The sequence below is a fragment of the Frankia umida genome (assembly GCF_023242945.1).
GTDB classification, from domain to species: domain Bacteria; phylum Actinomycetota; class Actinomycetes; order Frankiales; family Frankiaceae; genus Frankia; species Frankia umida.
In genome coordinates, this window is record NZ_JALKFT010000001.1 from 475,248 (window position 1) to 501,653 (window position 26,406).

At 71.7% G+C, this 26,406-nt stretch carries 18 protein-coding genes; 11 read left to right on the forward strand and 7 right to left on the reverse strand.

Annotation, left to right across the window (positions count from 1 at the left end; translation table 11 throughout):
- The first annotated feature begins 4 nt into the window (after positions 1 to 4).
- Positions 5 to 3,985, forward strand: coding sequence for a phosphoribosylformylglycinamidine synthase (purL, locus tag MXD59_RS01910; protein WP_248823172.1), 3,981 nt, complete (start codon positions 5 to 7; stop codon positions 3,983 to 3,985).
- Here purL and MXD59_RS01915 read toward each other — a convergent pair.
- Both MXD59_RS01915 and MXD59_RS01920 read right to left on the reverse strand, forming a co-directional pair.
- Positions 3,941 to 5,479, reverse strand: a complete 1,539-nt coding sequence (locus tag MXD59_RS01915; RefSeq protein ID WP_248823173.1) for a DHA2 family efflux MFS transporter permease subunit — start codon at positions 5,477 to 5,479, stop codon at positions 3,941 to 3,943. The two genes, purL and MXD59_RS01915, sit on opposite strands and share 45 nt — an antisense overlap.
- Positions 5,476 to 6,123: an NADPH-dependent FMN reductase gene (locus MXD59_RS01920; protein ID WP_248823174.1), complete on the reverse strand. Its 648-nt coding sequence runs from the start codon at positions 6,121 to 6,123 to the stop codon at positions 5,476 to 5,478. Before MXD59_RS01920 ends, MXD59_RS01915 begins: the two co-directional genes overlap by 4 nt.
- Before the next feature lie 128 nt (positions 6,124 to 6,251).
- On the opposite strand from MXD59_RS01920, the gene MXD59_RS01925 reads away from it, so the two are divergent.
- The 4 genes from MXD59_RS01925 (at position 6,252) to MXD59_RS01940 (ending at position 12,328) form a co-directional block, all read left to right on the forward strand.
- A complete protein-coding gene (locus MXD59_RS01925; protein ID WP_248815116.1) occupies positions 6,252 to 6,941 on the forward strand; it encodes a TetR/AcrR family transcriptional regulator in 690 nt (229 codons plus the stop codon).
- A gap of 128 nt (positions 6,942 to 7,069) precedes the next feature.
- Positions 7,070 to 7,477, forward strand: coding sequence for a YciI family protein (locus MXD59_RS01930; protein WP_248815117.1), 408 nt, complete (start codon positions 7,070 to 7,072; stop codon positions 7,475 to 7,477).
- 292 nt (positions 7,478 to 7,769) lie between these two features.
- The gene (locus MXD59_RS01935; RefSeq protein ID WP_248823175.1) at positions 7,770 to 9,353 is read left to right on the forward strand and encodes a 3' terminal RNA ribose 2'-O-methyltransferase Hen1; all 1,584 of its coding nucleotides are present in this window, start codon (positions 7,770 to 7,772) and stop codon (positions 9,351 to 9,353) included.
- Positions 9,350 to 12,328, forward strand: coding sequence for a polynucleotide kinase-phosphatase (locus MXD59_RS01940; protein ID WP_248823176.1), 2,979 nt, complete (start codon positions 9,350 to 9,352; stop codon positions 12,326 to 12,328). The genes MXD59_RS01935 and MXD59_RS01940 overlap by 4 nt, the downstream gene beginning before the upstream one ends.
- 580 nt (positions 12,329 to 12,908) lie before the next feature.
- Here MXD59_RS01940 and MXD59_RS01945 read toward each other — a convergent pair.
- On the reverse strand, positions 12,909 to 14,465 hold the full coding sequence (locus MXD59_RS01945) for an acyl-CoA carboxylase subunit beta (RefSeq protein WP_248823177.1): 1,557 nt from the start codon (positions 14,463 to 14,465) through the stop codon (positions 12,909 to 12,911).
- A 164-nt stretch (positions 14,466 to 14,629) separates the two neighbouring features.
- Positions 14,630 to 15,349 (reverse strand): peptide deformylase, encoded by a 720-nt coding sequence (locus MXD59_RS01950; RefSeq protein ID WP_248823178.1) that lies wholly within the window; start codon positions 15,347 to 15,349, stop codon positions 14,630 to 14,632.
- A 185-nt stretch (positions 15,350 to 15,534) separates the two neighbouring features.
- Here MXD59_RS01950 and MXD59_RS01955 point away from each other — a divergent pair, with 185 nt between their 5' ends.
- Together MXD59_RS01955 and MXD59_RS01960 are read left to right on the forward strand one after the other, a co-directional pair.
- Positions 15,535 to 16,293 carry a Clp protease N-terminal domain-containing protein gene (locus MXD59_RS01955; protein ID WP_248823179.1) on the forward strand — a complete coding sequence of 253 codons (759 nt, stop codon included), beginning with the start codon at positions 15,535 to 15,537 and terminating at the stop codon, positions 16,291 to 16,293.
- A 133-nt stretch (positions 16,294 to 16,426) separates the two neighbouring features.
- Positions 16,427 to 17,173, forward strand: coding sequence for an NUDIX hydrolase (locus tag MXD59_RS01960; RefSeq protein WP_248823180.1), 747 nt, complete (start codon positions 16,427 to 16,429; stop codon positions 17,171 to 17,173).
- Between the two features lie 46 nt (positions 17,174 to 17,219).
- Here the strand turns inward: MXD59_RS01960 and efeB are convergent, their stop codons facing one another.
- The 3 genes from efeB to efeU all read right to left on the reverse strand — a co-directional run bounded on the left by efeB (position 17,220) and on the right by efeU (position 20,796).
- Positions 17,220 to 18,482, reverse strand: a complete 1,263-nt coding sequence (gene efeB / locus MXD59_RS01965) for an iron uptake transporter deferrochelatase/peroxidase subunit (RefSeq protein ID WP_248823181.1) — start codon at positions 18,480 to 18,482, stop codon at positions 17,220 to 17,222.
- Positions 18,483 to 18,654: 172 nt separating this feature from the next.
- A complete protein-coding gene (efeO, locus tag MXD59_RS01970) occupies positions 18,655 to 19,812 on the reverse strand; it encodes an iron uptake system protein EfeO (protein WP_248823182.1) in 1,158 nt (385 codons plus the stop codon).
- 57 nt (positions 19,813 to 19,869) lie between these two features.
- Positions 19,870 to 20,796, reverse strand: coding sequence for an iron uptake transporter permease EfeU (gene efeU / locus MXD59_RS01975; RefSeq protein WP_248823183.1), 927 nt, complete (start codon positions 20,794 to 20,796; stop codon positions 19,870 to 19,872).
- A 1,164-nt stretch (positions 20,797 to 21,960) separates the two neighbouring features.
- On the opposite strand from efeU, the gene MXD59_RS01980 reads away from it, so the two are divergent.
- The 4 genes from MXD59_RS01980 to MXD59_RS01995 all read left to right on the forward strand — a co-directional run bounded on the left by MXD59_RS01980 (position 21,961) and on the right by MXD59_RS01995 (position 26,272).
- Positions 21,961 to 22,503 carry an NUDIX domain-containing protein gene (locus MXD59_RS01980; RefSeq protein ID WP_248823184.1) on the forward strand — a complete coding sequence of 181 codons (543 nt, stop codon included), beginning with the start codon at positions 21,961 to 21,963 and terminating at the stop codon, positions 22,501 to 22,503.
- Between the two features lie 154 nt (positions 22,504 to 22,657).
- Positions 22,658 to 23,434 carry an MIP family channel protein gene (locus MXD59_RS01985; protein ID WP_248815128.1) on the forward strand — a complete coding sequence of 259 codons (777 nt, stop codon included), beginning with the start codon at positions 22,658 to 22,660 and terminating at the stop codon, positions 23,432 to 23,434.
- A 129-nt stretch (positions 23,435 to 23,563) separates the two neighbouring features.
- Positions 23,564 to 24,331, forward strand: a complete 768-nt coding sequence (locus MXD59_RS01990) for a TetR/AcrR family transcriptional regulator (RefSeq protein WP_248823185.1) — start codon at positions 23,564 to 23,566, stop codon at positions 24,329 to 24,331.
- A gap of 1,104 nt (positions 24,332 to 25,435) precedes the next feature.
- Positions 25,436 to 26,272, forward strand: coding sequence for an SDR family NAD(P)-dependent oxidoreductase (locus MXD59_RS01995; protein WP_248823186.1), 837 nt, complete (start codon positions 25,436 to 25,438; stop codon positions 26,270 to 26,272).
- The last annotated feature ends 134 nt before the right edge of the window (positions 26,273 to 26,406 follow it).

Consider the following 26,406-nt stretch of genomic DNA (forward strand, 5'->3'; position numbering starts at 1 on the left):
GGGCATGAGGACGTACGGAGATATCGCGGCGCTGACCAGTCCGGCTCGGCGGCGGCTTGTCGCTCGGCTGCGGGCGGCCGAGTTGGCGGTGACGGATGTCGCGGCCGAGTACGTCCATTTCGTCGACCTAGCCGGCGAAGCGGACGAGGAGCGGCTGCGGGGACTGCTGACCTACGGGGAGCCGTTCACGGGAGACCGTGCGTCAGTTTCGGCGATGCTGGTGGTGCTGCCACGACCGGGGACGATTTCGCCGTGGTCGTCGAAGGCATCGGACATCGCCGCGTCAGCGGGGCTTGCCGCCGTCCGCCGGATCGAGCGGGGTACGGTCTACTACCTTTACGGCTCTGGCCCGTTCGACCTGGACGCTCTCGCTCCGCTGCTGCACGACCGGATGACCGAGGTCGTCGAGGCGTCGCTGGATGCCGCTGGTGCGCTGTTCGCCGCCGGGCGGCCGCAGCCGCACACCGACGTCGACCTGCTCACCCAGGGGGAGGTAGCCCTCACCCGGGCCAACGCCGGCCTTGGCCTGGCGCTCGGCGCGGGCGACATCGCCTATCTGGGCGAGAGGTACCGCGAGCTTGGCCGCAACCCGACCGACGTCGAGCTGATGATGTTCGCGCAGGTCAACAGCGAGCACTGTCGGCACAAGGTGTTCAACGCCGACTGGGTGATCGACGGGGAGTCCCGACCGAAGAGCCTGTTCGCGATGATCCGCAACACGCATGCGCGCTCCGGTGAGAACGTGCTCTCGGCGTACTCGGACAACGCGGCCGTGCTGCGCGGCGAACCCGCGTCCTGGTTCTACCCGGACCCGCACACCCACACCTACCGTCGCCACGACGGTCCCGCGCACATCCTCGTCAAGGTCGAGACGCACAACCATCCGACCGCGATCGCGCCCGGCCCCGGTGCCGCGACCGGTGTCGGCGGGGAGATCCGCGACGAGGGGGCCACCGGCCGCGGCGGCGTCCCGAAAGCGGGCCTGTCCGGCTACACCGTCTCCCACCTGCGCATCCCCGGCGACGACTGTGCGTGGGAGGGCGAGGAGGACCGTCCGGAGCGGATCTCGTCCCCGCTGGAGATCATGACGGATGCGCCGCTGGGCGCCGCCGGCTACAACAACGAGTTCGGCCGGCCGAACCTCGTCGGCTACTTCCGCACCTTCGAGGCACCGGACGGCCCAGGCGACACCGCTGACCTTCCTGGCCAGCGGTGGGGGTACCACAAGCCGATCATGATCGCGGGTGGGATCGGCAACGTCCGGGACGCGCTGGTGGGCAAGGGACAGCTGGCGGCGGGCGACCTGGTCATCGTGCTCGGCGGGCCGGCGATGCTGATCGGGCTCGGCGGCGGGGCCGCGTCCAGCATGCAGACCGGCGCGGGTGACGCCGAGCTCGACTTCGCCTCGGTGCAGCGCGGCAACGCCGAGATGCAGCGCCGGGCGCAGGAGGTCATCAACGCCTGCTGGGCGCTGGACGAGGCCAACCCGATCGTGTCCATCCACGACGTCGGCGCCGGCGGCTGGTCGAACGCGCTGCCCGAGCTGGTGCACGACGCGGGCCGCGGCGCCGTGTTCGAGCTGCGCGACCTGCCGAACGCCGACTCCGGCATGACCCCGCTGCAGATCTGGTGCAACGAGGCGCAGGAACGCTACGTGCTCGGTATCGCCGCCGCCGATCTGGACACCTTCACCGCCCTGTGCGCGCGGGAACGCTGCCTGTTCGCCGTGGTCGGCACGGTCACCGACGAGCAGCGTCTCGTCGTGCGCGACCGGTTGTTCGCGACGGCGCCGGTGGACGTGCCGATGTCGCTGCTGTTCGGGGAGGCATCCCGACAGACCCGCACCGCACGTTCGGTCACCATCGCGACGGCGCCGTTCGACGAGTCCGGGATCGTGCTGGCCGAGGCCGTGCAGCGGGTGCTGCGGGTGCCCGCGGTCGGCAGCAAGAAGTTCCTCATCACCATCGGTGACCGCACGGTGGGCGGTCACACCGTGCGCGACCAGCTGGTCGGGCCGTGGCAGGTGCCGGTCAGCGATGTCGCCGTCACCGCGTCGGCGTACGGGAGCCGCACCGGTGAGGCGCTGGCGATGGGGGAGCGCACACCGCTGGCCACCGTGAACGCCCCGGCCGCGGCCCGGATGGCGGTCGGCGAGGCCCTCACCAACCTGGCCGGCGCCGCCGTCGCCGACCTGCGTCAGGTGGCGCTCTCGGCGAACTGGATGGCCGCCGTCGGCGTGGACGACCAGCAGGCCCCGCTCTACGACGCGGTCGAGGCGCTGGGCGAACGGTTCTGCCCGCAGCTCGGCATCCCGATCCCGGTCGGCAAGGACTCCACCAGCATGCGCACCGTCTGGACGGACGACACCGGCGAACACGCTGTCACCTCGCCGGTGTCGCTGATCGTCACCGCCGGAGCGCCGGTCGCGGACGTCTCCCGGGTGCTCACCCCCCAGCTCGCCCGCGACGAGGACAGTCGCCTGATCTTCGTGGACCTCTCCGGCGACGGCGCTGGCGACGGTGACGGCGCCGGCAGGGGTGTCGGTGCTGGTGGCCGCACCGGGGGGCGGCTCGGTGGCTCGGCGCTGGCCCTGGCGTACGGACGGCACGCGCCCGCGGACGTCCCCGACGCCGATGCCGAGGTGCTGCGGGCGTTCTTCGCCGCCTCCCGGCGGCTGGTCGCCGACAGTGACGTGCTTGCCTATCACGACCGGTCCGACGGCGGCCTGCTCGCGACGCTGGTCGAGCTGGCGTTCGCCGGCAGGGTCGGCCTCGACGTCGACCTCGCCGGACTGCCCGGTGGCACGCTGCTGGCCCGGCTGTTCGCCGAGGAACTCGGTGCCGTCCTCCAGGTGGCGGGCCCCGCCGTCGACCGGGTGGTCGCGGTGCTGGCCACCGCGCTGGGCGCGGACCGGGTCCACGTCCTCGGCCGGCCCACGCTGACGCAGCGGATCGTGCTGCGCGACGGGGAGACGGTCGTCTACGCGAACGGCCGGGCGGAGCTCGAACGGGTCTGGGCGACGACCAGCTATCTCGTCCAACGGCTGCGGGACAATCCCGACACCGCCGACGCGGAGTTCGACGCGATCCTCGACGACGCCGACCCCGGCATCACCGAACGGATCACGTTCCCCCTGCTACCGGCCGCCGCCGGACCAGCCGCGGCCGCCCGGTCCGCCCGGCCGAAGGCCGCGATCCTGCGGGACGAGGGCGTCAACGGGCATGTCGAGATGGCGGCGGCGTTCGACGCGGCCGGCTTCGACGCGGTCGACGTGCACATGACCGACCTGCTCACCGGCACCGCCGCCCTCGACGACTTCCACGTGCTCGCGGCCTGCGGTGGTTTCTCCTACGGTGACGTGCTCGGCGCTGGCCTTGGCTGGGCGAAGTCGATCCTCGCCCATCCCGACCTCGCCGCGGCCTTCCGCACCTTCTTCCACCGCCCGGACACGCTCACCCTCGGTGTCTGCAACGGCTGCCAGATGGTCGCCGGCCTCGGCACGCTCATCCCCGGCGCCACCGGCTGGCCGACCCTGTTGGAGAACACCTCCGAACGGTTCGAGGCCCGGGTGTCCAGCCTGCTCCTCGAGGACTCACCGTCGGTGCTGTTCGCCGGGATGGCCGGTTCGGTGCTGGCCGTGCCGATCGCCCACGGCGAGGGACGGATGGACTTCGGCCCCGCCGGCACCCCCGGTGCGGTGACCGCCCGTTACGTCGACAACCACGGCAAGCCCACCCAGGACTACCCGGCCAACCCCAACGGCAGCCCCGCCGCCGTCGCGGCCGTCACCTCCGACGACGGCCGCGTCACCCTGATCATGCCCCACCCGGAGCGCGCCTTCCTCACCCAGCAACGTTCCTGGCTGCCCGTCCGCACCGGCACCGACAGCGCCGGGGACGAACCCGGCCTGGGCACTGGTGACGAGACGTTCGGCCCGTGGCTACGCATCTTCCAGAACGCCCGCACCTGGCTCGACGGGCGCTGAACCTCCGCCCGGACGGGGAGCGCACCCCGTGCGACCAGATTGTTCTGCCCCGCGCAGGGCGTGGTGGAGCCACAGCGCGGACAGCAGGCCGAGCAGACCGGTGAGGGCGATCAGCCAGAAGGCGTGCCGGAACGCCCCCTCGGGATCGTCGGGCAGGTTACGTGCGATGACCACCGCCAACAGCGCCCCACCGAGCGCGCCGCCGACGCGCTGCACGATGTTCACCGTGGTCGTCGCGTCCGGGAGCTGCTCGGGGGTGACCGTCTTGTAGGCGGCGATGCCCGCCGGGACGGCCGCGAACGCGGTCGCCGCGCCGAACAGGGCGAGGACGATCTGGATGACGACCTCGCCGGCGTCGAGCGGCAGCAGGGCGAACGCGACGCTGACCGCGACCAGTGTCGCGCAGCCGATCGCCGACACCACCCCGCCGCCGTGGCGGTCGGTGAGCCGCCCGGCGGCGGGCATGACCAGCGCCGTCGCCGCGCCGAGGCCGAGCAGCCGCAGACCGGTCGCCAGGACGCTCTGGCCCTGACCGACCTGGAGGTAGAGCGGGAACACCAGACCGCTGCCGAACAGGATCATCCCGGTCAGGCCGGTCGTGACCGTCGCGGCGCGGTACACCTGGTTGCGCCGGTAGAGCCGCAGGTCGAGCAGCGGCTCGCGGTGGCGCAGGCAGCGGGCCACGAAGGCGGCGAGCGCACCCACTCCGACGGCGAGCGCCCCGACCACGACGGGATGCGCCAGGGAGCCGCGGTCCCCCCAGGCCGTGAGCGCGTACACCAGCGCGGGCAGACCGGTGCTGATCAGCAGCAGGCCCGGCCAGTCGAGGTGCGGTGCCCGGCCGCGTTCGCCGCGGGGGAGGTAGCGCAGCCCGAGGGCCAGACCGACGGCCCCGATCGGCAGGTTGATCGCGAACAGCCAGCGCCACGACCCACCGTGCAGGATCAGGCCGCCGATCACCGGACCCAGCGCGGGCGCGACGGCCACGACGATGCCGAGTGTGGCCATCACCCGCCCGAGACGGGCCGAGCCGACCGCCCGACCCAGCACGGTCTGACCGGCGGGGATGAGCAGCCCGCCGGCGAGGCCCTGCAGGAACCGCAGCGCGATGAGGCCCGCGACGGTCGGCGCCGCCGCGCACAGCCCCGAGGCGACGGTGAAGGCCACGAGGCTTGCCAGCCACACCCGGCCCGGCCCGTACCGGCGGCCCAACCAGCCGGAAAGCGGCAGGGACACCGCGAGAGCCAGCAGATAACCGCTGGTCACCCACTGGGTGGTCGCGAGGGTGGAGCCGAGGTCGGAACTGATCGACTTCAGGCCGATGTTGGCGAGTGAGGCGTCCATCCCGCTGGCGAACGCGCCGAAGACGATGACCCCCGCCAGCCGCCAGACCGGCCAGCCGATCCGCTGCTCGGACGATGGCTCGGACGACGGCTTGGCACCGGGCTGGTCCTGGTGTCGCCGGCCGAGCCGGTCGTCCGCGGCGCCGGTCATCCGCCGACCAGGCTCTCCCCGGCGTCGTCCGATGTCGGGCCGGGTACCGGCGGGCTGGTCGACGGGCGCAGCGGTGCGAGCGCCCGCGACCAGGCCCGCACCTCGTCCAGGAGTCGGTCCAGGATCTGCCCGTGGTGCGGTCCCGGGCGGAACGTGCCGGGCAGCGCCGGGTCGGTCAGTTCGAAGTCGGTGAACAGGGAGAGCGCGACCTGGCTGCGCACGCAGGCGACCTTGACCTCGGCCAGGGTCAGCCGCAGATGCTCCACGGCACGGGTGCCGCCGGTGATGCCGTAGCTGACGAAGCCGGCGGCCTTGTCGTTCCACTCGGTGAACAGGTAGTCGATCGCGTTCTTCAGCGCGGCCGGCATCGAGTGGTTGTACTCGGGGACGACGAAGACGAAGCCGTCGTAGGAGGCGACCGCCCGCGCCCAGCGCCGGGTGTGCGGGTGCTGGTAGTCGCCGATCGCGGCCGGGACCGGCTCGTCGAGCAGCGGCAGGGCGAAGTCGGCCAGGTCGACCAGTTCGACGACGGTGTCGTCGGCGCTGGCCACCCGGGCCTGTGCCTCGCGGAACACCCAGGTGGCCACCTGGTCGACACGACGGCCCGGACGGGTGCTGCCCATCACGATGGCGATTCGGATCATCCTGACACCTCGATCATCGTTGTTCGTCGACGGGTGGATCTCCCGAACTTACAACGATCGTTGCATCTTGTGCAACGTGCGTTGTACTTGAAGGTCGCCGTGGCTATGCTCGGCGGCGAGGAGGAACCATGGACAGCCAGGGCGGGATCCGCACGGGTGTGGCCGATGCCGCCTCCGGTCGAGCGGCGCGGACGGGGCGTTCGTGGCGCGCCGGCGACAAGCGGCGCGACCTTCTGGACGGTTCGCTCGCGGCGTTCGCCCGCGACGGGTACACCCGGGCCAGCGTCGACGCGATCGCCCGGGCCGCCGGCACCTCGAGCCGCACGATCTACAACCATTTCGGCGACAAGGCGGGGCTGTTCCACGCGGTGATCGTGGACAGTGCCCGCCGGGTCGCGGACGCGCAGATCATCCTCGCTGACCGGTATCTCGGAAAGATCGTCGACATCGAGGCCGACCTGCTCGAGTTCGGCCGGGTCTGGGCGACACCGGCCCCGGAGTTCGCCGATCACTTCACGCTCGTGCGGCAGGTCATCGCGGAGGCGGCGCATGTTCCGCCGGCCACGCTGGAGGCCTGGCAGGAGCAGGGGCCGCGGCGGGTCCGGCGCGCACTGGCCGCCCACCTGCGGCGGATCGCCGACGCCGGGCACCTGTCCCTGGCCGATGCCGACCTCGCCGCGGCTCACCTGGTCCTGCTGGTCGCCGGGGACAGCGGCCAGCGCTCGCTGCACGGTGCTGTCGCGCTCGAGCCGGCCGAGATCCACGCCACCTCGGACGCCGGAGTGCGCGTGTTCCTGCACGGCTACGGCGTGCGTTGAGCCGGTCCGGGCGGGGGGCGAAAAAATCTCGGAATTCTTCGGCGTCGGGTGTCGAGAACGGTGGGCCGGCTCCGTCCCTGGGGCATGAGTGGCCGCGACGGGCCACCGGATACCGAAGGAGAACCGAGATGAAGTACCTGCTGCTCAAGCACTACCGCGGTGGCCCGGACCGGGTTGTCGACTTCCCGCCGCTGGACCAGTGGGAGCCGCGGGCGGTGGACGCGCACATCCGGTTCATGCAGGAGTTCGCCCGCCGGCTGGAGGGCAGCGGCGAGTTCGTCAGCGAGCAGGCGCTCTCGCCCGAAGGCGCGTTCGTGCGCTTCGACGGCGAGGGCCGTCCCCCGGTGACCGACGGTCCGTTCGCGGAGACGAAGGATCTGATCGCCGGCTGGATGGTCATCGATGTGGAGTCCTGGGAGCGGGCCCTCGAACTCGCCGGCGAGCTGTCCGCCGCACCCGGCCCGGACGGCGCGCCGATCTACGAATGGCTGGAGGTGCGGCCGTTCCTGACCGCGCTGCCCACCTTCACGCAGTGAGCGACGGGGGCTGACTGCCGGGTCAGGTCCGCGCTGGGGGTGCGGCGATCGGGGTGTTCTGGGCGGCGGCCAGCCACCACTGGCCGTCCCGCTCGACCAGGGTGTAAAGCGCCATTTCAGAGAATCCGCTGGCGTCGTTCGCCTGCCGTCGGATGTGGGCGATGGCCACCCCGGGCGCCGGGGCGCGCACCGCGACGACCTCGAACGTCGACGGTGGCGCGGCGCTCCCACTGGCAGCGGTGTGCGGGGAAAGTCATTAGCCGGATCGGTCGGTGGTTGGCAGAATGCCGATGTGCTGCTGACCGTGTCGACGACCGTACGGCCCGCTACTGACCTGGGGTTTCTGCTGCACAAGCATCCCGAGCGGGCGCAGCAGTTCGCCACCGCCGCCGGCACGGCGCACGTGTTCTATCCGGAGGCCACGGTGGAGCGCACGACGGCGGCGCTGCTGCTCGACATCGACCCGGTCGGCCTTGTCCGCGGCCGAGGCGGCGGGCCCGCGGGTCGTCGCGGCGGCCGCGGCAGAGGCGGCGGATCGGCGGCGGACGCGCAGGCACGCTATGTCGACGATCGGCCGTATGCGGCATCCAGCCTGCTCGCGGTGGCCCTGGCGGGTGTGTTCTCGACGGCGATGGCGGGCATCTGCACGTCCCGTCCGGAACTGGCCGCCACCGCCATCCCCCTGCAGATCCGCATTCCCGCGGTGCCGTGCCGTGATGGTGGGGCGGCGCTCGCCGAGCGGCTGTTCGCCCCGCTCGGCTGGGCCGTCGAGGCCCGCCCCGCGCCGCTGGACCCGCGGTTTCCCGAGTGGGGCACGGCACCCCATCACGATCTCACCCTGACCGGCACCCAGCGCCTCGCCGACGCGCTCACCCACGTCTACGTGCTGCTGCCCGTCCTCGACGACGGCAAGCACTACTACGTCGGACGGGACGAGGCCGACAAGCTCGTCCGAGAGGGGGCGCGCTGGCTCGGGGAGCATCCCGAACGCCATCTCATCGCCCGCCGCTACCTCGCCCACCGCCGCGGACTCGCCAGTTTCGCCCTCGCCCAGCTGGCCGTGGCCGAGGACCTCCCGGACGAGAGCATCGCCACCGGTTTCGAACCGGGCCTCGTCCCCACCGAGCAGGAACCCGACCCCGCCAGCACCGACTCTGCCAGCACCGATGCGGCCGATGTTGATGCGGCCGGTGCCGGGGCGGAGGCGGTCGTCGGCTCCGCGGGGGCCTCGTCCGCGGCCGAAGCCGAGGCGGCGCCGAAACGGGTGCCGCTGGCGCAGCAGCGGCGCGAGGTGATCCTTGACGTGCTGCGGGCGGCGGGAGCGGGCCGCGTCGCGGACCTCGGCTGCGGCGACGGGAAACTGGTGGCCGCCCTGCTCGCCGACACGGCGTTCACCGAGGTGATCGCCGTCGACGTGTCACACCGCGCGCTCGAGCTGGTCGCCCGCCGGCTGCACCTCGACCGGATGCCCGAACGGGTCCGCGGCCGGCTGCGCCTTGTCGCCTCGTCCCTGACCTACCGGGACGCCCGCCTGGCCGGGCTGGACGCGGCGGTGCTCAGTGAGGTCGTCGAGCACGTCGACCCGCCGCGGCTGCCGGCGTTGGCCGAGGCGGTGCTCGGCGCGGCCCGTCCGCGTCTGGTCGTGATCACCACGCCGAACGTCGAGTTCAACGTCCGCTACGAGGGTCTCGCCGCCGGGACGCCGCGCCACCGCGACCACCGCTTCGAGTGGACCCGCGCCGAGTTCGCCACCTGGGTGCACGGCCTGAGCGCCACCTACCCGTACACGGCCCGCCTCGGCGGCATCGGCGAAACCGACCCGACCCTCGGTGCCCCCACCCAGCTCGCCATCCTCGAACGGCAGGACGACCGTTGACCGACCCGAGCGCCGCATCCGACGCCGCATCCGACGCCGCATCCGAGGCCCGTGCGTCCGAGACCAGCGCGTCCGAGGCCAGCGCGTCCGAGGTCGGGGTGGTACCTGAGGCGAGGACGCTGGCGATTCCCGAGATGTGTCTGGTGGTGCTCGTGGGGGTGTCGGGGTCGGGGAAGTCGACGTTCGCCCGCGCGCACTTCCGGTCGACGCAGGTGCTGAGCTCGGATGTCTGCCGTGGCCTCGTCGCCGACGACGAGAACGACCAGAGCGCCACACCGGACGCCTTCGACGTGCTCCACTACATCGCCGGCAAACGGCTCGCGGCCGGACGGCTCACCGTCGTCGACGCCACGAACGTCCAGGCCAAGGCGCGGGCGTCGCTCGTCCAGGTGGCCCGCGAACACGACGTGCTGCCCGTGGCGATCGTGCTGGACCTGCCCGAACGGGTCTGCGTGGCGCGCAACGCAGACCGTGCCGACCGCGCCTTCGGTCCCGCCGTCATCCGCCGCCAGGCCGCCGACCTGCGTCGGTCGCTGCGCGGCCTGGCCCGGGAGGGGTTCCGCCGCGTCCACGTGCTGCGCTCGGTGGACGAGGTGGCGGACGCGACCATCGAGTACACGAAGCTGTTCACCGACCTGCGCCACGAGACCGGCCCGTTCGACATCATCGGCGACGTCCACGGCTGCCTCGACGAGCTCGAGCGGCTGCTCACCCGCCTCGGCTACCACCTGCGCCGCGACGCCGACGGCAGTGCAGACGACGGCAGTGCAGACGGCGGCGGTGGTGACGGCGGACGGCCCGTTTCGGCGTGGCATCCGGACGGGCGGCGCGTGGTGTTCGTCGGGGATCTCGTCGACCGTGGGCCGGCCGTCCCCGGCGTGCTGCGTCTGGCGATGGGGATGGTCGCCGAGGGCACCGCGTTCGCCGTCTGCGGCAACCACGAGAACAAGCTCGTGCGCGCCCTGGCCGGCCGAAAGGTGACGATCGGTCACGGTCTCGCCGCGTCGCTGGAGCAGCTGGCGGCCGAACCGGCCGAGTTCCAGGCGCGGGCGACGGCGTTCTGCCAGGACCTGGTCTCCCACTACGTCTTCGACGCGGGACGCCTCGTCGTCGCGCACGCCGGCCTGAAGGAGGCCTACCACGGCCGCGCCTCGGCCCGGGTGCGCTCGTTCGCGCTCTACGGTGACACCAGCGGCGAGACCGACGAGTACGGCCTGCCCGTGCGGCACCCGTGGGCACGCGAGTACCGCGGCCGGGCGACGGTCGTGCACGGCCACACCCCGACGCTCGAACCGGAGTGGGTCAACAACACCCTGTGCGTCGACACCGGCTGTGTGTTCGGCGGCAGCCTGAGCGCCCTGCGTTATCCCGAACGCGAGCTGGTCGCCGTCCCCGCCGCCCGCGTCTACGTCGAACCCACCCGCCCGCTGACCGACCCGCAGACCACCCCGACCGAGCCGTCCACGTCCGAGCCGTCCGCGCCGTCCACGTCCGCGCCGTCCACGTCCACGATCACGCCGACCGCGTCCACGACTGCGCCGACCGCGTCCGCCATCGCGCCGGACGCGGGTCCGTCCGGGCTGGCGATCGAGGTGAGCCCGCCGGTCACCCCGCGTGACAGGGGTCCGGTCGGGGTGGTGGACCTGCTGGACGTCACCGATGTGCTCGGACGGCGGTTCCTGGAGACCCGCCACGGTGGACGCGTCCGGATCGACGAGGAGAACGCGCTGGCGGCGCTGGAGGTGATGAGCCGCTTCGCGCTCGACCCGCGGTGGTTGGTCTACCTGCCGCCGACGATGAGCCCACCGCCGACGTCGGCCCAGCCCGGCCTGCTCGAACATCCCGCGGAGGCGTTCGCGGCCTACCGCGCCGACGGGGTCGACCGGCTCATCTGCCAGGAGAAGCACATGGGCTCGCGGGCCGTCGTCGTCCTCTGCCGGGACGCGGGCGTCGCCGCCACCCGCTTCGGCGCGACCGACGGCCCGTCCGGTGCGGCCACCGGCGCGGTGTACACCCGCACCGGACGGCCGTTCTTCGCACCGGAGCTCACCGAGGGGCTGCTGGCCCGGCTGCGGACCGCGAGTGAACGCGCCGGTCTGTGGGACGAGCTCGCCGCCGACTGGCTGGTGTTCGACGCGGAGATCATGCCGTGGAGCGCGAAGGCCAGCGACCTCGTCGCCCGTCAGTACGCCGCCGCGGGAGCCGCCGCCCGTGGCGCCCTGCCCGTCGCCCTCGAGGCGTTGACGTCCGCCGCCGGCCGTGGCATCGACGTCGCCGACCTGCTTGGCCGGACCAGCACCCGACTCGCCAACGCCGAGGCGTTCACCGACGCCTACCGCCGCTACTGCTGGCCGGTCGACGGCCTGACCGGCATCCGCATAGCCCCGTTCATGCTGCTGGCCTCCGCCGCGAAGGCGACACCAGCGACACCAGCGACACCAGCGACACCAGCGACACCAGCGGCACCGGCGGGGGCCGCGGGGGCGACGACGGGAGCGACCTGTGCGCAGCGCCCGCACTCCTGGCATCTTGACGTCGCCGGACGGCTCGCCGCCGCGGATCCGACTCTCATCACCGCGACCCGGCACATCACCGTCCAGGCGGATGACACCGACTCGGTGGCAGCGGGCGTTCGCTGGTGGGAGGAGCTGACCGGAGCCGGTGGCGAAGGGATGGTCGTCAAGCCCGCCGATGCTCTGGTGCGTGGCGAGCGTGGCCTCGTCCAGCCTGGTGTGAAGGTCCGTGGCCGCGAGTACCTGCGGATCATCTACGGTCCCGACTACACCGAGCCCGAGCACCTCGACCGGCTGCGCTCACGCGGCCTGGGCCGCAAGCGCTCGCTGGCACTGCGGGAGTACGCACTTGGACTGGAAGCGCTGGAACGGGCGGTGGCCGGGGAGCCGTTGTGGCGGGTCCACGAATGCGTCTTCGCGGTCCTCGCCCTCGAATCCGAACCCGTCGACCCCCGTCTCTGACCCAGGCGCGCGGCGGTCACCGCGGATAACCAGGTCCTCCCGCTTTTCGTTTTCCCTGGACGCCGAGGGATCGCCGCTGCCCCCATCGTCGCGTGCCCATGGCGGTGAAGCTTCCGCGTACGGTGCCGAGCCGGAAGGGATCCGAGTAGGTTCCCTCTCCCACCAGGGTTGTCTCGCCTGCGCGGAGACTTCTGGGGGAATCCCCGCCGGATGCCGTCCCACACCCCAGTCATCATCCAGTCGCGACTGATGGTGGCCGAACATGACCGAATGTGGCCGAATGTGGTTGGGTATTACTGACGGTCGTCGGCTGGGATTGTCCGTGGCTGGGTTCCGGGGTCAAGGATCCCGCTTGCCGCATCCAGAAGGCCGGAGATCTGGCGACGAGAACCTCATGCCGAGGGATAGTTGGTGATTTCCAGGGTGTGGAGCCGATGAACCCTCGGCATGGCGTCGACCAAGCCTCGGCACGGCGAACGAGGCTGGACGGCGTGGCTCGGCGCTCGGCGGGTGCTCCTCGAGAATGGCTCGGTGCCTACCGCGAACATCCACGGCTCCGTGCGGATGCGCCTCGCGGGTCCTACAGCGGGATGTTTCCGTGCCGGCCGCGGCGGGCGGGGGCGGCGGCGAGGGCCGCGGCGATGCGGCGGCGGGTGTCGCGCGGTTCGATGACGGCGTCGATGACACCGATCGAGATGCCCCGCTCGACGCCGCCCGCCTCGCGGGTGTGCTCCTCGACGAGCTGGCCGCGCAGGTGCGCCAGCTCGTCCTCGGCGGCGGCGGCGAGGGCCCGCCGGTGCAGGATGTTGACCGCGGCCTCGGCGCCCATCACGGCCACCTCCGCCTCCGGCCAGGCCAGCACGGCGCTGGCACCCAGCGCCCGGGAGTTCATCGCGATGTACGCGCCGCCGAACGACTTGCGGGTCACCAGGGTCACCCGGGGCACGGTGGCCTCCGCGAAGGCGTAGAGCAGCTTCGCCCCGCGGCGCACCACCCCGTCCCATTCCTGGGTGACGCCGGGCAGATAGCCGGGGACGTCCACGAGGACCACCAGCGGGACGCCGAACGAGTCGCACATCCGCACGAACCGGGAGATCTTCTCGGCGCTCAGCGAGTCCAGGCAACCGCCCTTGCGGATCGGGTTGTTCGCGATCACGCCGACCGGCTGGCCGTAGAGCCGGCCGAGGCCGACGACGGCGTTCGCCGCCCAGCGGGCCTGCAGCTCCTCGAACGGATGCGGCCCCTCGTCCAGAACGCGCAGCACCAGCGGGTGGACGTCGTAGGCCCGCCGGGGTCGCTCGGGAAGCAGGCTGCGCGGGTCCGGACGGCCCTGTTCGGCCTGCTCGAACGCGTCGACGTCGACGACCTCGAAGCCCCGCTCGGAGCCGAGGCCATCGTCGAGGTCGGCGTCGGCGTCGGAGCCGGGGTCGAAGTCGGGATCGAGCCGCCGCAGGCGGGCGTCCTGGGCGCCGAACCCGGGCGCGCCGGTGAGCAGCCCGGTGATCCGCCGGGCGCGGGCCAGGGCGTCGCTCTCGGAGGTGGCCAGCACGTGCACGACCCCGGAGCGCCGCCCGTGCGCCTCGGCGCCACCCAGACCCTCCTGGTCGATCTGTTCACCGGTGACGCTGCGCACGACGTCTGGTCCGGTCACGAAGACCCGCCCCTCGGGCGCCATGATGACGACGTCGGTCAGCGCCGGTCCGTAGGCCGCCCCGCCCGCCGCCGGCCCCAGCACCACCGAGATCTGCGGGATACGACCGGAGGCGTGGATCATCGCCGCGAAGATGCGGCCGATACCGTCGAGCGAGGCCACTCCCTCGCTGAGGTTCGCCCCGCCGGAGTGCCACAGCCCGATGACGGGCCGCCCCAGCCGGACCGCCGTCTCGATGGCGGCGACGATCTCCGCCGCGCCGGTCGCGCCGAGCGCCCCACCCATCCGGGTCCCGTCGGTGCAGAAGGCGACGGCCACCGCGCCGTCGATCCGCCCCCGGGCGGTCACCACCCGGCTGCCGGCGACGATCTCGTCCAGTTCGAGGGTGCCCGGATCGAACAGGTGTGACAGTCTGCGCCGCGGACTGCGAACGTCCTGTTCCGGCACGTTCACCCGTACCGGTGCGCTGCTCGCGGTCTCCGCCATGATGCCCCTCACCGCCCGGCGCCCACCCGCACAGGCGGGGCCGGACTGGACTGTCGCGAAGGCGCGGTGTGGGGCGCGTCCCGCGGTGCCGGTCGTCTGGCCGACGACTCCGATGTCGATCTCCCATGATGACGGGAGGGCCTTTCGTCCGCCTTGCGGATGGCTCAACCGGTCTGTCCGGCACCTGACTGCGACTCGTGGCCGCCGGCTACGGACGGGTCCGTCGGCGCGGGGAATCCCAGGGCCTGGGCCGCGGCGAGGGGGGTCGGCTGGGTCCAGAGTCGTTCGTGGTTGACCATCGAGGACAGCGAGCGCGGCTCAGCCCGGTCCAGGTAGAGCACGCCGTGCAGGTGGTCGGTCTCGTGCTGGGCGATCCGGGCCGGCCAGCCGGTGAGTTCCCGCTGGTAGGCGTTGCCGTGCCGGTCGAACGCGTCGAGGTGGACCTGATGATGGCGGGTGACGACCGCCGTGTAGCCAACGACGCTCAGGCAACCCTCGTAAAAGGTGCGCCGGGACGTCCCGATCGGGGTGAGCACCGGGTTGATCAGGTCGAAGGCGGCCAGCGGCGAGCGCTCCCGCGCCTTGGCGAACTCGGCCGGCACGGTGGCGGGATCGGAGATCACGGCCAGGGCGAGCGGGATGCCGATCTGCGGCGCGGCCAGCCCCACCCCCCGTTCGGGGAGGTAGGCGCGCATCGCGTCGAGCAGCCGGTGCAGCAGCTCGTCGGGAAGCTGCCCGTCGTAGCGCGCGGCCGGCCGGCGCAGCACCGGTTCGCCGGCCTGAACGATCGCCCACGGCGCGGGCGCCTCGAGCACCGCGTGCACCAGCTCTTCGAGTCGCCCGTCCGACACCACACCGCTGTCATGATCCGCTCCGGCCGTCACTGGCCCATTGCACCATCCGGTGACGTGCCGGTGCCCCCCGGTCAGGACGTGGTGCGCCCAATGGTCCCGCCCGCTCTGAGCCGTCCGGCGGTCTCGCGGTCGGCGGTGACGTTCCCCGTGCCCCCGAGCACGCAAATCGTCAACTTAGGGTTGACGCTGGGATGTCGTCAACCTAAGGTTGACGCATGAGTGAAGCCGTGAAGGTCGCCCCCACCGTCCGCCTCGACGATCTGATCCACGCGATCCGTTCCGCGCACACCGACGCGCTGGACCAGCTCTCCAACGCCGTCCTGCTCGCCGACCATCTCGACGAGGTCGCCGACCATCTGATCGGCCACTTCGTCGACCAGGCCCGCCGCTCCGGCGCGTCCTGGACCGAGATCGGCCGCAGCCTCGGCGTCACCAAGCAGGCCGCGCAGAAGCGGTTCGTCGCCAAGGCCGCCAACGACCCGGCTGACCTGCACGGCGCCACCGGGTTCGACCGCTTCACCCCGCGGGCCCGCAGCGTCGTGGTCGCCTCCCAGAACGCCGCGCATGCCGCCGGCAACGATCACATCGTCCTGGCGCACCTCGTGCTGGGGCTGCTCGACCAGTCCGAGTCCATCGCCGTGCGGGTCCTGCGCGAGGTGGGCGTCGAGCCCGACGCGCTGCTGGCAGCGGCGGCCGCGGCCCTGCCGCCCAGGTCCGCGACCGTCCCCGCGCTCATCCCGTTCGACGCCGCGGCGAAAAAGGCGCTGGAGCTCGCCATCCGGGAGGCCCTGCGACTGGGCCACGGCTACGTCGGTACGGAGCATCTCCTGCTCGCGCTGCTCGCCGTCGAGGACGGCACCGGCATCCTCAGCGCGGCCGGCCTCGAGCGCGCCGCCGTCGAGACCCACATCGCCGACCTCCTGGCCGCCCTCACCGCGGGAGCCCAGGGCACGACCGGCGAGACCGGCGACTAGCCCGGCGACACCGATGCGGGGGTGGGCGCGACCCACCCCCGCGACCACCACGCCGGGACTCCGGTCGCGGTGGCCACATCCGGGTACGGGCGGTGTGCCGGTCGCGAGCCGGCTGATGGGGGAGGATCACGGGGTGACCGAGCGTTCCGATTCGTTCCCCGGGCCCGCCACCGAACTCGGCGAAGCTCCGCCGAGCGCCAACCCCCCGCCGGGCACGGAGCGGGCGGGGGGTGCCGAACCGGCGTGGGCTGCGACCGGCGCGCACAACCCGGACTGGCTGGCCTGGGTGCGGGAGCTGTACTCCATCGCGCAGTCGGGCCTGACGTACTGCGAGAACCCGTACGACCTGGAGCGTTTCGAGCAGCTCCACGTGCTCGCCGGGCAGATCGCGGCGCGGTGCGCGGCGGTCAGCGTGCCGGTGGCCGAAGGCATCTTCGCCGGTGAGATCGGCTACCGAACCCCCAAGGTGGACGTGCGTGGGGTGCTCTTCGACGCCGACCGGATTCTGCTGGTGCGGGAGAGGTCCGACGGTGGCTGGTCACTGCCCGGCGGCTGGGCGGATGTCGGACTCACCCCGTCCGAGGTCGTCGTCAAGGAGATCTGGGAGGAGGCGGGGCTCGTCGCCGAGCCGGTGCGGCTGCTCGGTGTGCTCGACAAGCGTCGCCACGCGCATCCGCCCTACCCCAACGACACCTACAAGATCTTCATTCGGTGTCGGGTGGTCGGCGGAACGGCGGCGGGTGGGCTGGAGACCTCCGATGTCGGCTGGTTCACCCGCGACGCGCTGCCGCCGCTGTCGACCAACCGCATCACCGCCGAGCAGCTCCGCCTGATGTTCGCCTTCCTGGACGACCCGGCCGCCCCGGCCCTGCTCGACTGACGGCCCTGCTCGACTGACGGCCCCGCCCGGCTGGACGAGCTGGCCGTCAGGTGGCGAACAGGCCGCTGGCCCAGAAGTCCCTGCCGTCGCGGACACCGGGTGGGATCGCGAACACCGCGCTCGAGGTGTGCTGGATGTACTCGTTGAGCGCGTCCGACAGGGCGAGGCGACGCTGCACGGGGATGAACCCGGTGCGCGGGTCGCGCTGGAAGGCGATGAAGAACAGGCCCGCGTCGAGCTGGCCGGTCTCCTGGCTGACACCGTCGGTGTAGGAGTAGCCGCGGCGCAGCAGCGTCACGCCGTTGTTGGTGGCCGGCGCGGCCAGGCGGATGTGGGCGTCCTCGCCGATGACGAGCTCGCCGTCCTTGCCACGGGCGGTCAGCGGCACGGTGTCGAACTCCTCGGCGGCGCCCAGCGGCGCACCGGAGACCTTCGTCCGACCGAAGACGTTCTCCTGGTCGAGCAGGTAGTCGCGGTCCCATGCCTCCAGCAGCATCCGGATGCGGCGGGTGACGGCGTAGGTGCCGCCGCGCATCCAGGACTGGTCGCCGCCCTCGCCGACCCAGACGAACCGGTCCAGGCTGGCGGTGTCCTCCCGCTTGATGTTGTTGGTGCCGTCCTTGAAGCCCATCAGGTTGCGCGGGGTGTCCTGACTGTCGCTGGTGGTGCTGGTACGGCCGAAGCCGAGCTGGAACCAGCGCAGCACGGCGGTGCCCTGGGCGAGGCGGCGCAGGTTGCGCACGGCGTGGAAGGCGACCTGCGGATCGTCCGCGCAGGCCTGGATGCACAGGTCGCCGTGGCTGCGCTGCGGGTCGAGGTTGTCGCGGGGCATCGCCGGGATCTCGGTGAGGGCCGCCGGGCGCCGGGCGGCCAGGCCGAACCGGTCGTCGAACAGGCTCGGCCCGACCCCGAAGGTGATCGTCAGGTTGCCTGCGGTGAGACCGATCGCCTCCCCGGTGTCCCGGGGCGGTGACTGCGGGGCGGCCTCGTCGTCGGCGACGGCCTGGCCGGCGGCCATCCGGGCCGCGGCCGCGGTCCAGCCGACCAGCAGGTCGCGCAGCGCGGCGCGATCCACGCCGGGGGAGACGTCGAAGGCGGCGAAGGCGAGTCGGTCCTGCGCGTCGGTGATGATCCCGGCCTGGCGCGCGCCGTGGAAGGGCACCAGCCCAGGTGGGGAGGACGAGGCGGCCGCCGACGAACCGTCGTCGGAACAGCCCGCCACCGCCGCGGCGCCCGCGACCCCCGCTCCGGCCAGTCCCGCCGCGCCGAACAGCGCTCGCCGTCGGGACACGGTGAACCGCTCGACCATGACGTGCTCCTCTTCATGCGGGGTCCGGGCGTTGCCAGGGTGATCGACCGTCAGCGACCGATCCAGCATGCCCGGCCATCTCATGCCGGTGGGGGCCGAACGTGTCACCGTCCGGCCCCAGGCCTGTTGCCGTGAAACGCGTCGACTGCCGGGTCAGCCCGGCGGCCGGGGGCTAGCTGACGACGATGCCGGCCACCTGGGACAGCGGCTCGGCGAGGGCGTCGACTGCCTGGGACAGGGTGCGTCGCTGCGGTTCGGTCACCGTGTCGTAGGAGACGTAGCCGTCGCCCTTCTTGTAGGGCTCGAGGGCCTTGTACATCGCGGTGAACCGGGTCCGCACGGTGGTCGCGAGCTTGGGGTCGAGCGTCCTGAGTGCCGGCTCCAGCAGGCTGAACGCCTTGTCGGCGCCCTCGATGTTGCCCTGCATGTCGAGCAGGTCGAGCTTGCTGTACCGCTCCTCCTCGCCGGTGATCTTCGACTGGCCGACCTCGTTGAGCAGCTCGGTCGCGCCGTTGGCGATCTGCGCGGGCTGGAAGGAGACCGTCGCCACCAGCGAGTTCAGCTTGCCGACGTCGGTGTTGAGCTGGTCGGCGACGGTGCCCAGGCCCGCGATCGACCTGTCAGCGAAGATCGCCTTCTCCAGGCGGTGGAAGCCGGTCCAGGTCGCCGGGTCGGGCGCGTCGTCGGCGCGGGCGTCGATCGCCGGGTCGAGGTCACCGAAGGACTCCGCGACCGGCTCGATCCGCTCGTAGTTGAGCCGGGGCGCCGCGTACAGCTTCGCGGACTGGTCGAGGTCGCCGGCCTTCACCGCGGTGACGAACGCGGCGGTGTTCTTCACCAGGTCCGCGACCTGCTGGCGAACGTAGGTGGCGTACCCGGTGGTGGCGGCGGTCAGCGCCGCGGTGACCTGCGGGCTGAACGTCGTCGCCGGCGCGGCGCTCGCCGCCGCGGTCACGGTGAAGTCGACCTTCTCCGGGCCGGAACCACCGGGGCAGTACAGCTGGTAGCTGCCCGGCTTCACGTTCAGGGAGAACGACCCGGAAAGCCCGGGTGCGATGTTCTCCTTCTCGCCGAGGATGGTGTCGCCCTTCATCAGCTCGGCCTCGGTGACCGCGCCCGCGTCCTTGTTCACCACGTTGAACGTGGTCGGGCCCGCCGGGATGCTCGTCACGCTCGGCGAGCAGCCCTTGGAGGTCAGGGTGAGGGTGACGGTCTGCTTCTCGCCGGATCCCGAACCGCCGGAGCTGCCGGAATCACTTTCTCCGCAGGCGACGGCGCTCGTCGCGAGGACAATGGCGATGGCGCTGTACGCGACTGGTGCGCGACGCACGTGGTGCCCCTATCTCGTCTGTCCATTGATGCGATGTACACCGCTGACGCGGTGCTCTCAGGTCTCCGCCGAACTGGTCGTGTTGACGGCGGACGTCTCGATGGTCTCCGCCTCACGCGCGGCGACCGGCTCGGACGCGGGGCCGTCCGACGGCGCGGTGACCGGGGAACGGGGGCTGGGCCGACGCCTGGCCGGCCAGGTGACGTACAGCAGCAGCGGGACGAGGTACACCAGCCACGCGACGACCTCGGCGACCACCGGCCGCGGCTGCAACCCGAGGACGCCGGTGAGCACACTGGCCAGCACCGTGCCCGGGCGCACCAGCCAGCTCAGATCGACCGTGCGGGACTGGCCGATGTCGAGCCAGCCCGCCTCGTGCCCGGTGTGCGCGGCGGTGGCCAGCAGCCCGGCGGCGATGACGACCAGGACCACACCGGTGACCCGGAAGAAGCGGGCCAGGTTGATCCGCACCCCGCCGCGGTAGATACCGAACCCGATGAGCACGGCGATGACCACGCCGAGCAGCGCGCCACCGCCCGCCGTGGTGGCGTTGTTGCTCGCGTTGAAGGCGGCGATGAGGAAGACCGCGGTCTCGAAGCCCTCCCGCAGCACGGCGAGGAACGCCATCAGCACCAGTGCCCGGGTGGAGCCCTTCTCCAGCGCCGACTCGGTGGCCGACTCGAGGGAGACCCGCAGGTCACGGGAGTGCCGGCGCATCCAGACGATCATGTAGGTGACCATCGCGACCGCGATCAGCCCGATGACCGTCTCCAGGCCCTCCTGCTGACGCTGGGGCAGCTCCCGGTCCAGCACGTGCAGCCCGACGCCCACTCCGAGGCACAGCATCAGGGCGAGACCGACGCCGAGCCAGACCTGGCGCAGCGCGTCCCGCCGCTCGCGCTGGCGGAGGAAGGCGGCGACGATCCCGACGATCAGCGCCGCTTCCAGGCCCTCGCGGAGCCCGATCACAAATGTGGGAAGCACGTGGCCTCCGTCCGTCGTAGCCCGCGGTTGCCCGGTGGCCTGTCGATTGCGAAATCCTGCGGTTAACCTCAGCTAAGTTAGGGCAACCTAAAGCGGTTGGCAAGACATTCTTTTGTGACTCCAGCGGCCGAGTCCGGTGCGGATCGAGAGGGTGTCAGCGGGGCATACGCCGGCTCGCTCGACGCGATCATCTGATGCCGAACGGGGTGGGTTGGCAGCGATGAGTCACCAACTCGGATCCGCGGGTGTTCGGTCGGATCGGCCGGAGCGCTCACGCCACGGCCCCGGGTAGCCGCCGCGGTCCATCACCCTTCCCTGCCGGTATGATCGAAAAGCCCCTGGCGACGCTCTGGCCTTGCTACTTGTCCGGAATCACATCACCGAGGGCGCCGGTGGCGATCCGACTCGAACGGTGTCGGCGGGCCTGCGCGGGAGCCACGCCTGCGGCTCGTCGGCGCGGGGTGCGCCGCGGCTTCGCCGGCCGATCTCCGATGTCGCCGGAAGGTCCTCCACCGCGGTCGAAGCAAGGACCAAAAATCCGCAAAAACAACACTTTTACGAGAAATCTGACGTAACTGCGGAGATGTCTCGAGGTTGAAGGCGGGCGGTCACGGTGGTGTGTCGTTCTCACCGCGTTGTCGGCGTCGGTCGGCGGTGACGCTCGGGCCATCTGGCGACGGCGACGGGTAATGCCGCCCGGTGGTGGTGAAGGCGCGGGGGTGAGTGCTGTAGATGTCAGCGAAATTAACCCGTTGTCTCGTGCATTGCTGTGGCTTCCCGTCTTCACCTGGACGCGCGTATCCTTCGCCGGTCCACGGAGGTGAATCACTGGCAGGACGGCGCATTTCGTGGTCGGGTATCGAGGATGCCACCGCGCACGCGGTCGGCTTCGTGGCCGGCCGGCTGGCTCGCTGTCCGGCTGGCTGGCTGGCTGTCTGGCTGTCTGGCTGTCTGGCTGTCTGTACTGTCTGGCCGTTGGTCCTGGGTCGGATGATGATGTACGTGAATGGGGATCGTGAGACTCCCTGGACGACGGGTGGGCGTGGATCTCATGGCGGAGTGCGATTCGGTACGGGTGGGTAGGGCGGGGGGGGGCCCCGGGGGGGGGGGGGGGGGGGGGGGGGGGGGGGGGGGCGGGGGGCGCGGCGACGGGGGGTCAGGGGCGTGCCCACCGTGAGCGAGGCGAGTTCGGGCGGGACCTTCCCGCCGATGGCGCGGCCCTTCGCGGCGGCCGGTGCCCTGTTCTTCGACGACCAGCAGCGGGTCCTGCTGGTCGAGCCGTCCTACAAGCCCGGCTGGGACATTCCCGGGGGCTTCGTCGAACCCGGTGAGTCGCCGTACGCGGCCTGCGTGCGTGAGGTGGAGGAGGAACTCGGCATCACCCCGCCGATCGGCGAGCTGCTGGCCGTCGACTGGGCGCCGCGCCCACACGACGGCTGGCTCGAGGGCGAGATGCTGCTTTTCGTCTTCGACGGCGGGCGGCTCACCGATGACTGGCGCGAGCGCATCCAGCTGGACATGGACGAACTCGTCAACTTCGCCTTCGTGCCGATCGACGAGGTGGGCGCGCTGCTACCCCCGCTGCACGCCCGACGGGTCACCGCCGCCGCCCGGCTGCGCGGCACCTCGCGGCGGGCCGGCTACCTCGAGTACGGCGCCGAGCGTCCCGCCAGCACGGACGGTGCGGTCACCTCCCGAGTGCGCTGAGCATCGACGGGCACGATCCGTCACCGTCCAGGCTGGTCGCCCGGCGAACTTCGGGACTCTGTGGAACCATTTCAGGACCCGTAGTTATCAAGGTGGACGCGTCCTGCGGTCCGGCCACGGCTCGTGGCGCGTCCCGGTGCAGGGGGGAGGCCACGTGCGTAGGTACCTGGCCGAAGGAATCGGAACGTTCGTCCTGGTCTTCGGGGGTGTGGGAACGGCGGTGCTGGCCGGCGACGTGATGGGTACCCTCGGGATCGCGCTGGCCTTCGGGTTGGCATTGCTGGTGATCGTCTACGTGATCGGTCCGATCTCGGGCGCGCACGTGAACCCGGCGGTGACCCTGGGTCTGTTGTTGTGCCGCAAGATCCAGCCTCGGCACGCGGTCGGCTACGTGGTCGCCCAGTGCGTCGGCGGCATCATCGCGGCGGCCACGGTGTGGCTGCTCGCCGACTCGGGTCCGTTCGGCTACTCGGCCGGGACCAGGGGCCTCGGCGCCAACGGCTACGGCGCCCACTCGCCGGGCGGCTTCGGTCTCGGCGGTGTCTTTCTCGTCGAGGTGCTGCTCACCGCGCTGTTGGTGTTCACCGTGCTGGGAGCGACCGATGTCAGGGCGCCCTTCGGGTTCGCGGGCCTCGCGATCGGCCTGGTGCTCACCCTGTGCCATCTGATCAGCATCCCGATGGACGGGACGTCGGTGAACCCGGCCCGTTCGCTCGGGCCGGCCGTGTTCGTCGGCGGCTGGGCGGTGGGTCAGCTGTGGCTGTTCGTCGTCGCGCCGCTGCTCGGCGCTGCTCTGGCGGCCGCCGCCTACCTCGGTCTGCGGCCGGGGCCGCGGATCAGCGCGTCCACCGCGGAGCGTGACCTGCCGCAGGAGTCGCTGAGTCGGATAGCGCAGGAGACCGCCCGCCTCATCCGCGGCGGCGTCGAGTGAACCCTCGGTCGCGGTAGCGAAGCTGGCCGGCGGCACCTCGGTGGCGATCGGCCGATCCGGACGCGCAGGCTTACCGATCGATCGGTAGGTTGGGGATGACGGCAACATCCGGGCGTACTGGATCGGAGAGTGAGCACCACCATGCCCGCACAGGTGCGCCCCCTGGCCAAGCCCGCGCAGTCCTCGCGGTCACCACAGTCCTCGCGGTCACCACAGCCCTCCCGATCACCACAGCCCTCCCGGTCACCACAGTCCCCGCGGTCCTCGGGAGATACCCGGTCGCGCATCCTCGCCGCCGCCGCCGCCCTGTTCAGCGAGCAGGGCTACGCCGGAACGTCGGTGCGGGACATCTCCGAGCGGCTCGGTGTGACCAAGGCGGCGCTTTACTACCACTTTCCGTCGAAGGAGACCATCCTCGACGCGTTGCTCGAACCGTTCGTGCGGGACCTCGGGCGGCTGGCGGAGCTGACGCGCCAGACGCCATCGCCGAGCCCCGACCTGGTGATCGAGCGGATCGCCGAGGTGATGGCCAGTGCGGGCGGGATGCTGCTGTTACTGGCGGACGATCCCTCGATCATCCACCGGCGGATCGGCGAGCAGGACATGCTCTCGCTGCAGCGCATGCTCGTGCGGGCCCTGGCCGGTCCGGACCCGTCGGAGGCACGGCTGCTGCGGGCCCGCTGCGCGATCGGAGCGCTGAAGGCCGGCATCATGAGCCGCGCCCTGGAACGGGCCACCGCCGTGGCCTGCTCGGTCACGGCGACCGGCTCGGCCGCGTCGGCCACCTCGATCGCCTCGTCGTGCCTGGTCACCAGCGAGGAGCGGCGGGAGATCGTGGCCGCCGCACTGGCCGCGCTGGGCAGCGAGGCCCCGGTGGTTGTCCGGCCCCGCGGGTAGGCCGGGATTCGGCCGCGACCGAAAGCCGGATCCCGGTGATCGGCGGACCGGAAACCATCCGGGTAACCACCCGGGGTAGGGCCTCCGCCGGATGGTCGGACGACCCGATCATCCCCGGTTATCGGTAATCGGGTGGATCGACTGGGTATCCGATCGGGGGTCTCCCTCCGGGTATGACCACCGAACGTGCCGGTATCGTCGTAGTGTTCGCCACATCTGGACCATCGGCGGACATGAGGAGAGACTATGTGTCGGATATCACGAGTGGCCGGATATGCCGGCCGATGGCTCGTCCGCGATGTTCGGTAAATCGTCTCTTTCGAACCTCTTTGTGAGTGCCGGTAGGGTGTTGTCGTGTGGAGGATGGATCAGCGCTGAGACGATGCCCGACCGGGTCGTCCTGCCCGCGGTGTCGACCTGTTCGCCGCGGCGCGGGAGGTGTGCCGAATGCGCCTGGTTCCCGGTTGGTCGGCGTCGTCGGGCCCGTTCAGGCCGGGGCGGCGGAGGGTCGTCGCCCACTGCGGCCACGGGGCTGTGCAGCCCGTTTGGGCCGGTCGGGTGCCGGGGAGTCCCCATCCGGGTCGGTGTGTAAATCCGCCCCCCACAACGTGGTGAGAAATCACCGTAATCGTCCGCCCATGAAGTGGTCATCCGGTTACCCGGAAGATCCCGAAACCATCATGGGTCCGTCAAACGGGTCACTCACCCGGCGTTGACGGGAGTCACCTCCCTGACCGGAGGGGCATCGCCCGACAGGGAGTGTGATAGGGAGTGCGGAGCCATCCGCGGGGTTCCACCCACCCGATGTCGCCCATCTGACCATGGACGATCCGGCGATCGGACGGTGGAATGGAGGAGGCAGTGCACGCGCTCGCGCGGTGCTGCCGATGCACCGTGGTCCGCAGTTCGACAGTTGATATCGAGTAGCTGTTCCGGTCGGTCAGGTCCTGTGCCCGGGGCCACCGCGCCGATCCGGCGGACGAGTTCGCGCGATCGCACCACCTCGCGACGCGGGGCGAGATGAGTGGGGAAAGTAGTAGGTGACGTGCAACCAGTGCCCGCGGGGGAGAACTGCGTGAAAGGAACGACCGGAAGTGGTGTGTCATGAGCACACGGTCCCGGCCTGCTTTCCGTGACGGAGGGTTGACCGTTCTCGCCAACCGGGTCGCGCGCACGGGCGCGACCACGCCAGCCTGGCCGCCGCGCACGGCGGTCGTCACCGGCGCCTCGAGTGGCATCGGTCGCGAGGCCGCGCTGCTGCTGGCCGCCGGTGGCTGCCGTTCGCTGCTCGTCGGACGCAACGGCGCCGCCCTGGACGAAGTCGCTGCTGCTACGGAGAGTCACCGCATCGCGGTCGACCTGGCTGTCCCAGGAGCCGAGATCAATGTGGCCTCCCGGGCCACGGAACTGCTTGGAGACATCGATCTGGTGGTGTGCTCGGCCGGGCTCGGCGCGGCCGGCCCGTTCGACGCGATGTCGCCCGACGCGATCGCACAGCTCGTCGCGGTCAACGTCCTGTCGCCAATGGCGCTGGTCAGGGCCATGCTACCGGCCATGCTCGACCGGGGCCACGGCCGCATTCTGATCGTCGGCAGCATCGCCGGCTCGCTCGGCGTGCGCGGTGAGGTCGCCTACTCCGCCACCAAGGCGGCGATGGTGGGCTTCACCGACGCGTTGCGGGCCGAGGTCGGGCGACGCGGCATCACGGTGACACTGTGCATCCCAGGTGTGGTGGACACGCCGTTCTTCCAACGGCGTGGGGCGCCCTACGTGCGTCGCTGGCCGCGGCCGATCCCGCCCGCGCTTGTCGCGGAGCGGATGCTCGCCGCCACCGGCAGGGGGCGCGCCGAGGTCTGGACGCCGGCCTGGCTGCGTGGCGCGGTGCGCATCCACGACGCTGCGCCGTCGGTGTACCGGGGGCTGGCCGGGGTGTTCGGATGATCCGTCCCGCCCCGGCCGCCCGGCGGACGCGACCCGTCCCGGCTGACCACCTGGTCGACTATCGGCGCTGACCCTCGGTAGTCCGAGTCGCGGCGCCGGTCACGGCGTTCGCGCAGTCCCGATCCGGCACACCG

Bases quoted from the DNA above. Each gene is read 5' to 3' on its own strand.
- purL (WP_248823172.1), top strand. From the start codon at position 5: ATGAGGACGTACGGAGATATCGCGGCGCTGACCAGTCCGGCTCGGCGG.
- MXD59_RS01915 (WP_248823173.1), bottom strand. From the start codon at position 5,479: ATGACCGGCGCCGCGGACGACCGGCTCGGCCGGCGACACCAGGACCAG.
- MXD59_RS01920 (WP_248823174.1), bottom strand. From the start codon at position 6,123: ATGATCCGAATCGCCATCGTGATGGGCAGCACCCGTCCGGGCCGTCGT.
- MXD59_RS01925 (WP_248815116.1), top strand. From the start codon at position 6,252: ATGGACAGCCAGGGCGGGATCCGCACGGGTGTGGCCGATGCCGCCTCC.
- MXD59_RS01930 (WP_248815117.1), top strand. From the start codon at position 7,070: ATGAAGTACCTGCTGCTCAAGCACTACCGCGGTGGCCCGGACCGGGTT.
- MXD59_RS01945 (WP_248823177.1), bottom strand. From the start codon at position 14,465: ATGGCGGAGACCGCGAGCAGCGCACCGGTACGGGTGAACGTGCCGGAA.
- MXD59_RS01955 (WP_248823179.1), top strand. From the start codon at position 15,535: ATGAGTGAAGCCGTGAAGGTCGCCCCCACCGTCCGCCTCGACGATCTG.
- efeB (WP_248823181.1), bottom strand. From the start codon at position 18,482: ATGGTCGAGCGGTTCACCGTGTCCCGACGGCGAGCGCTGTTCGGCGCG.
- MXD59_RS01995 (WP_248823186.1), top strand. From the start codon at position 25,436: ATGAGCACACGGTCCCGGCCTGCTTTCCGTGACGGAGGGTTGACCGTT.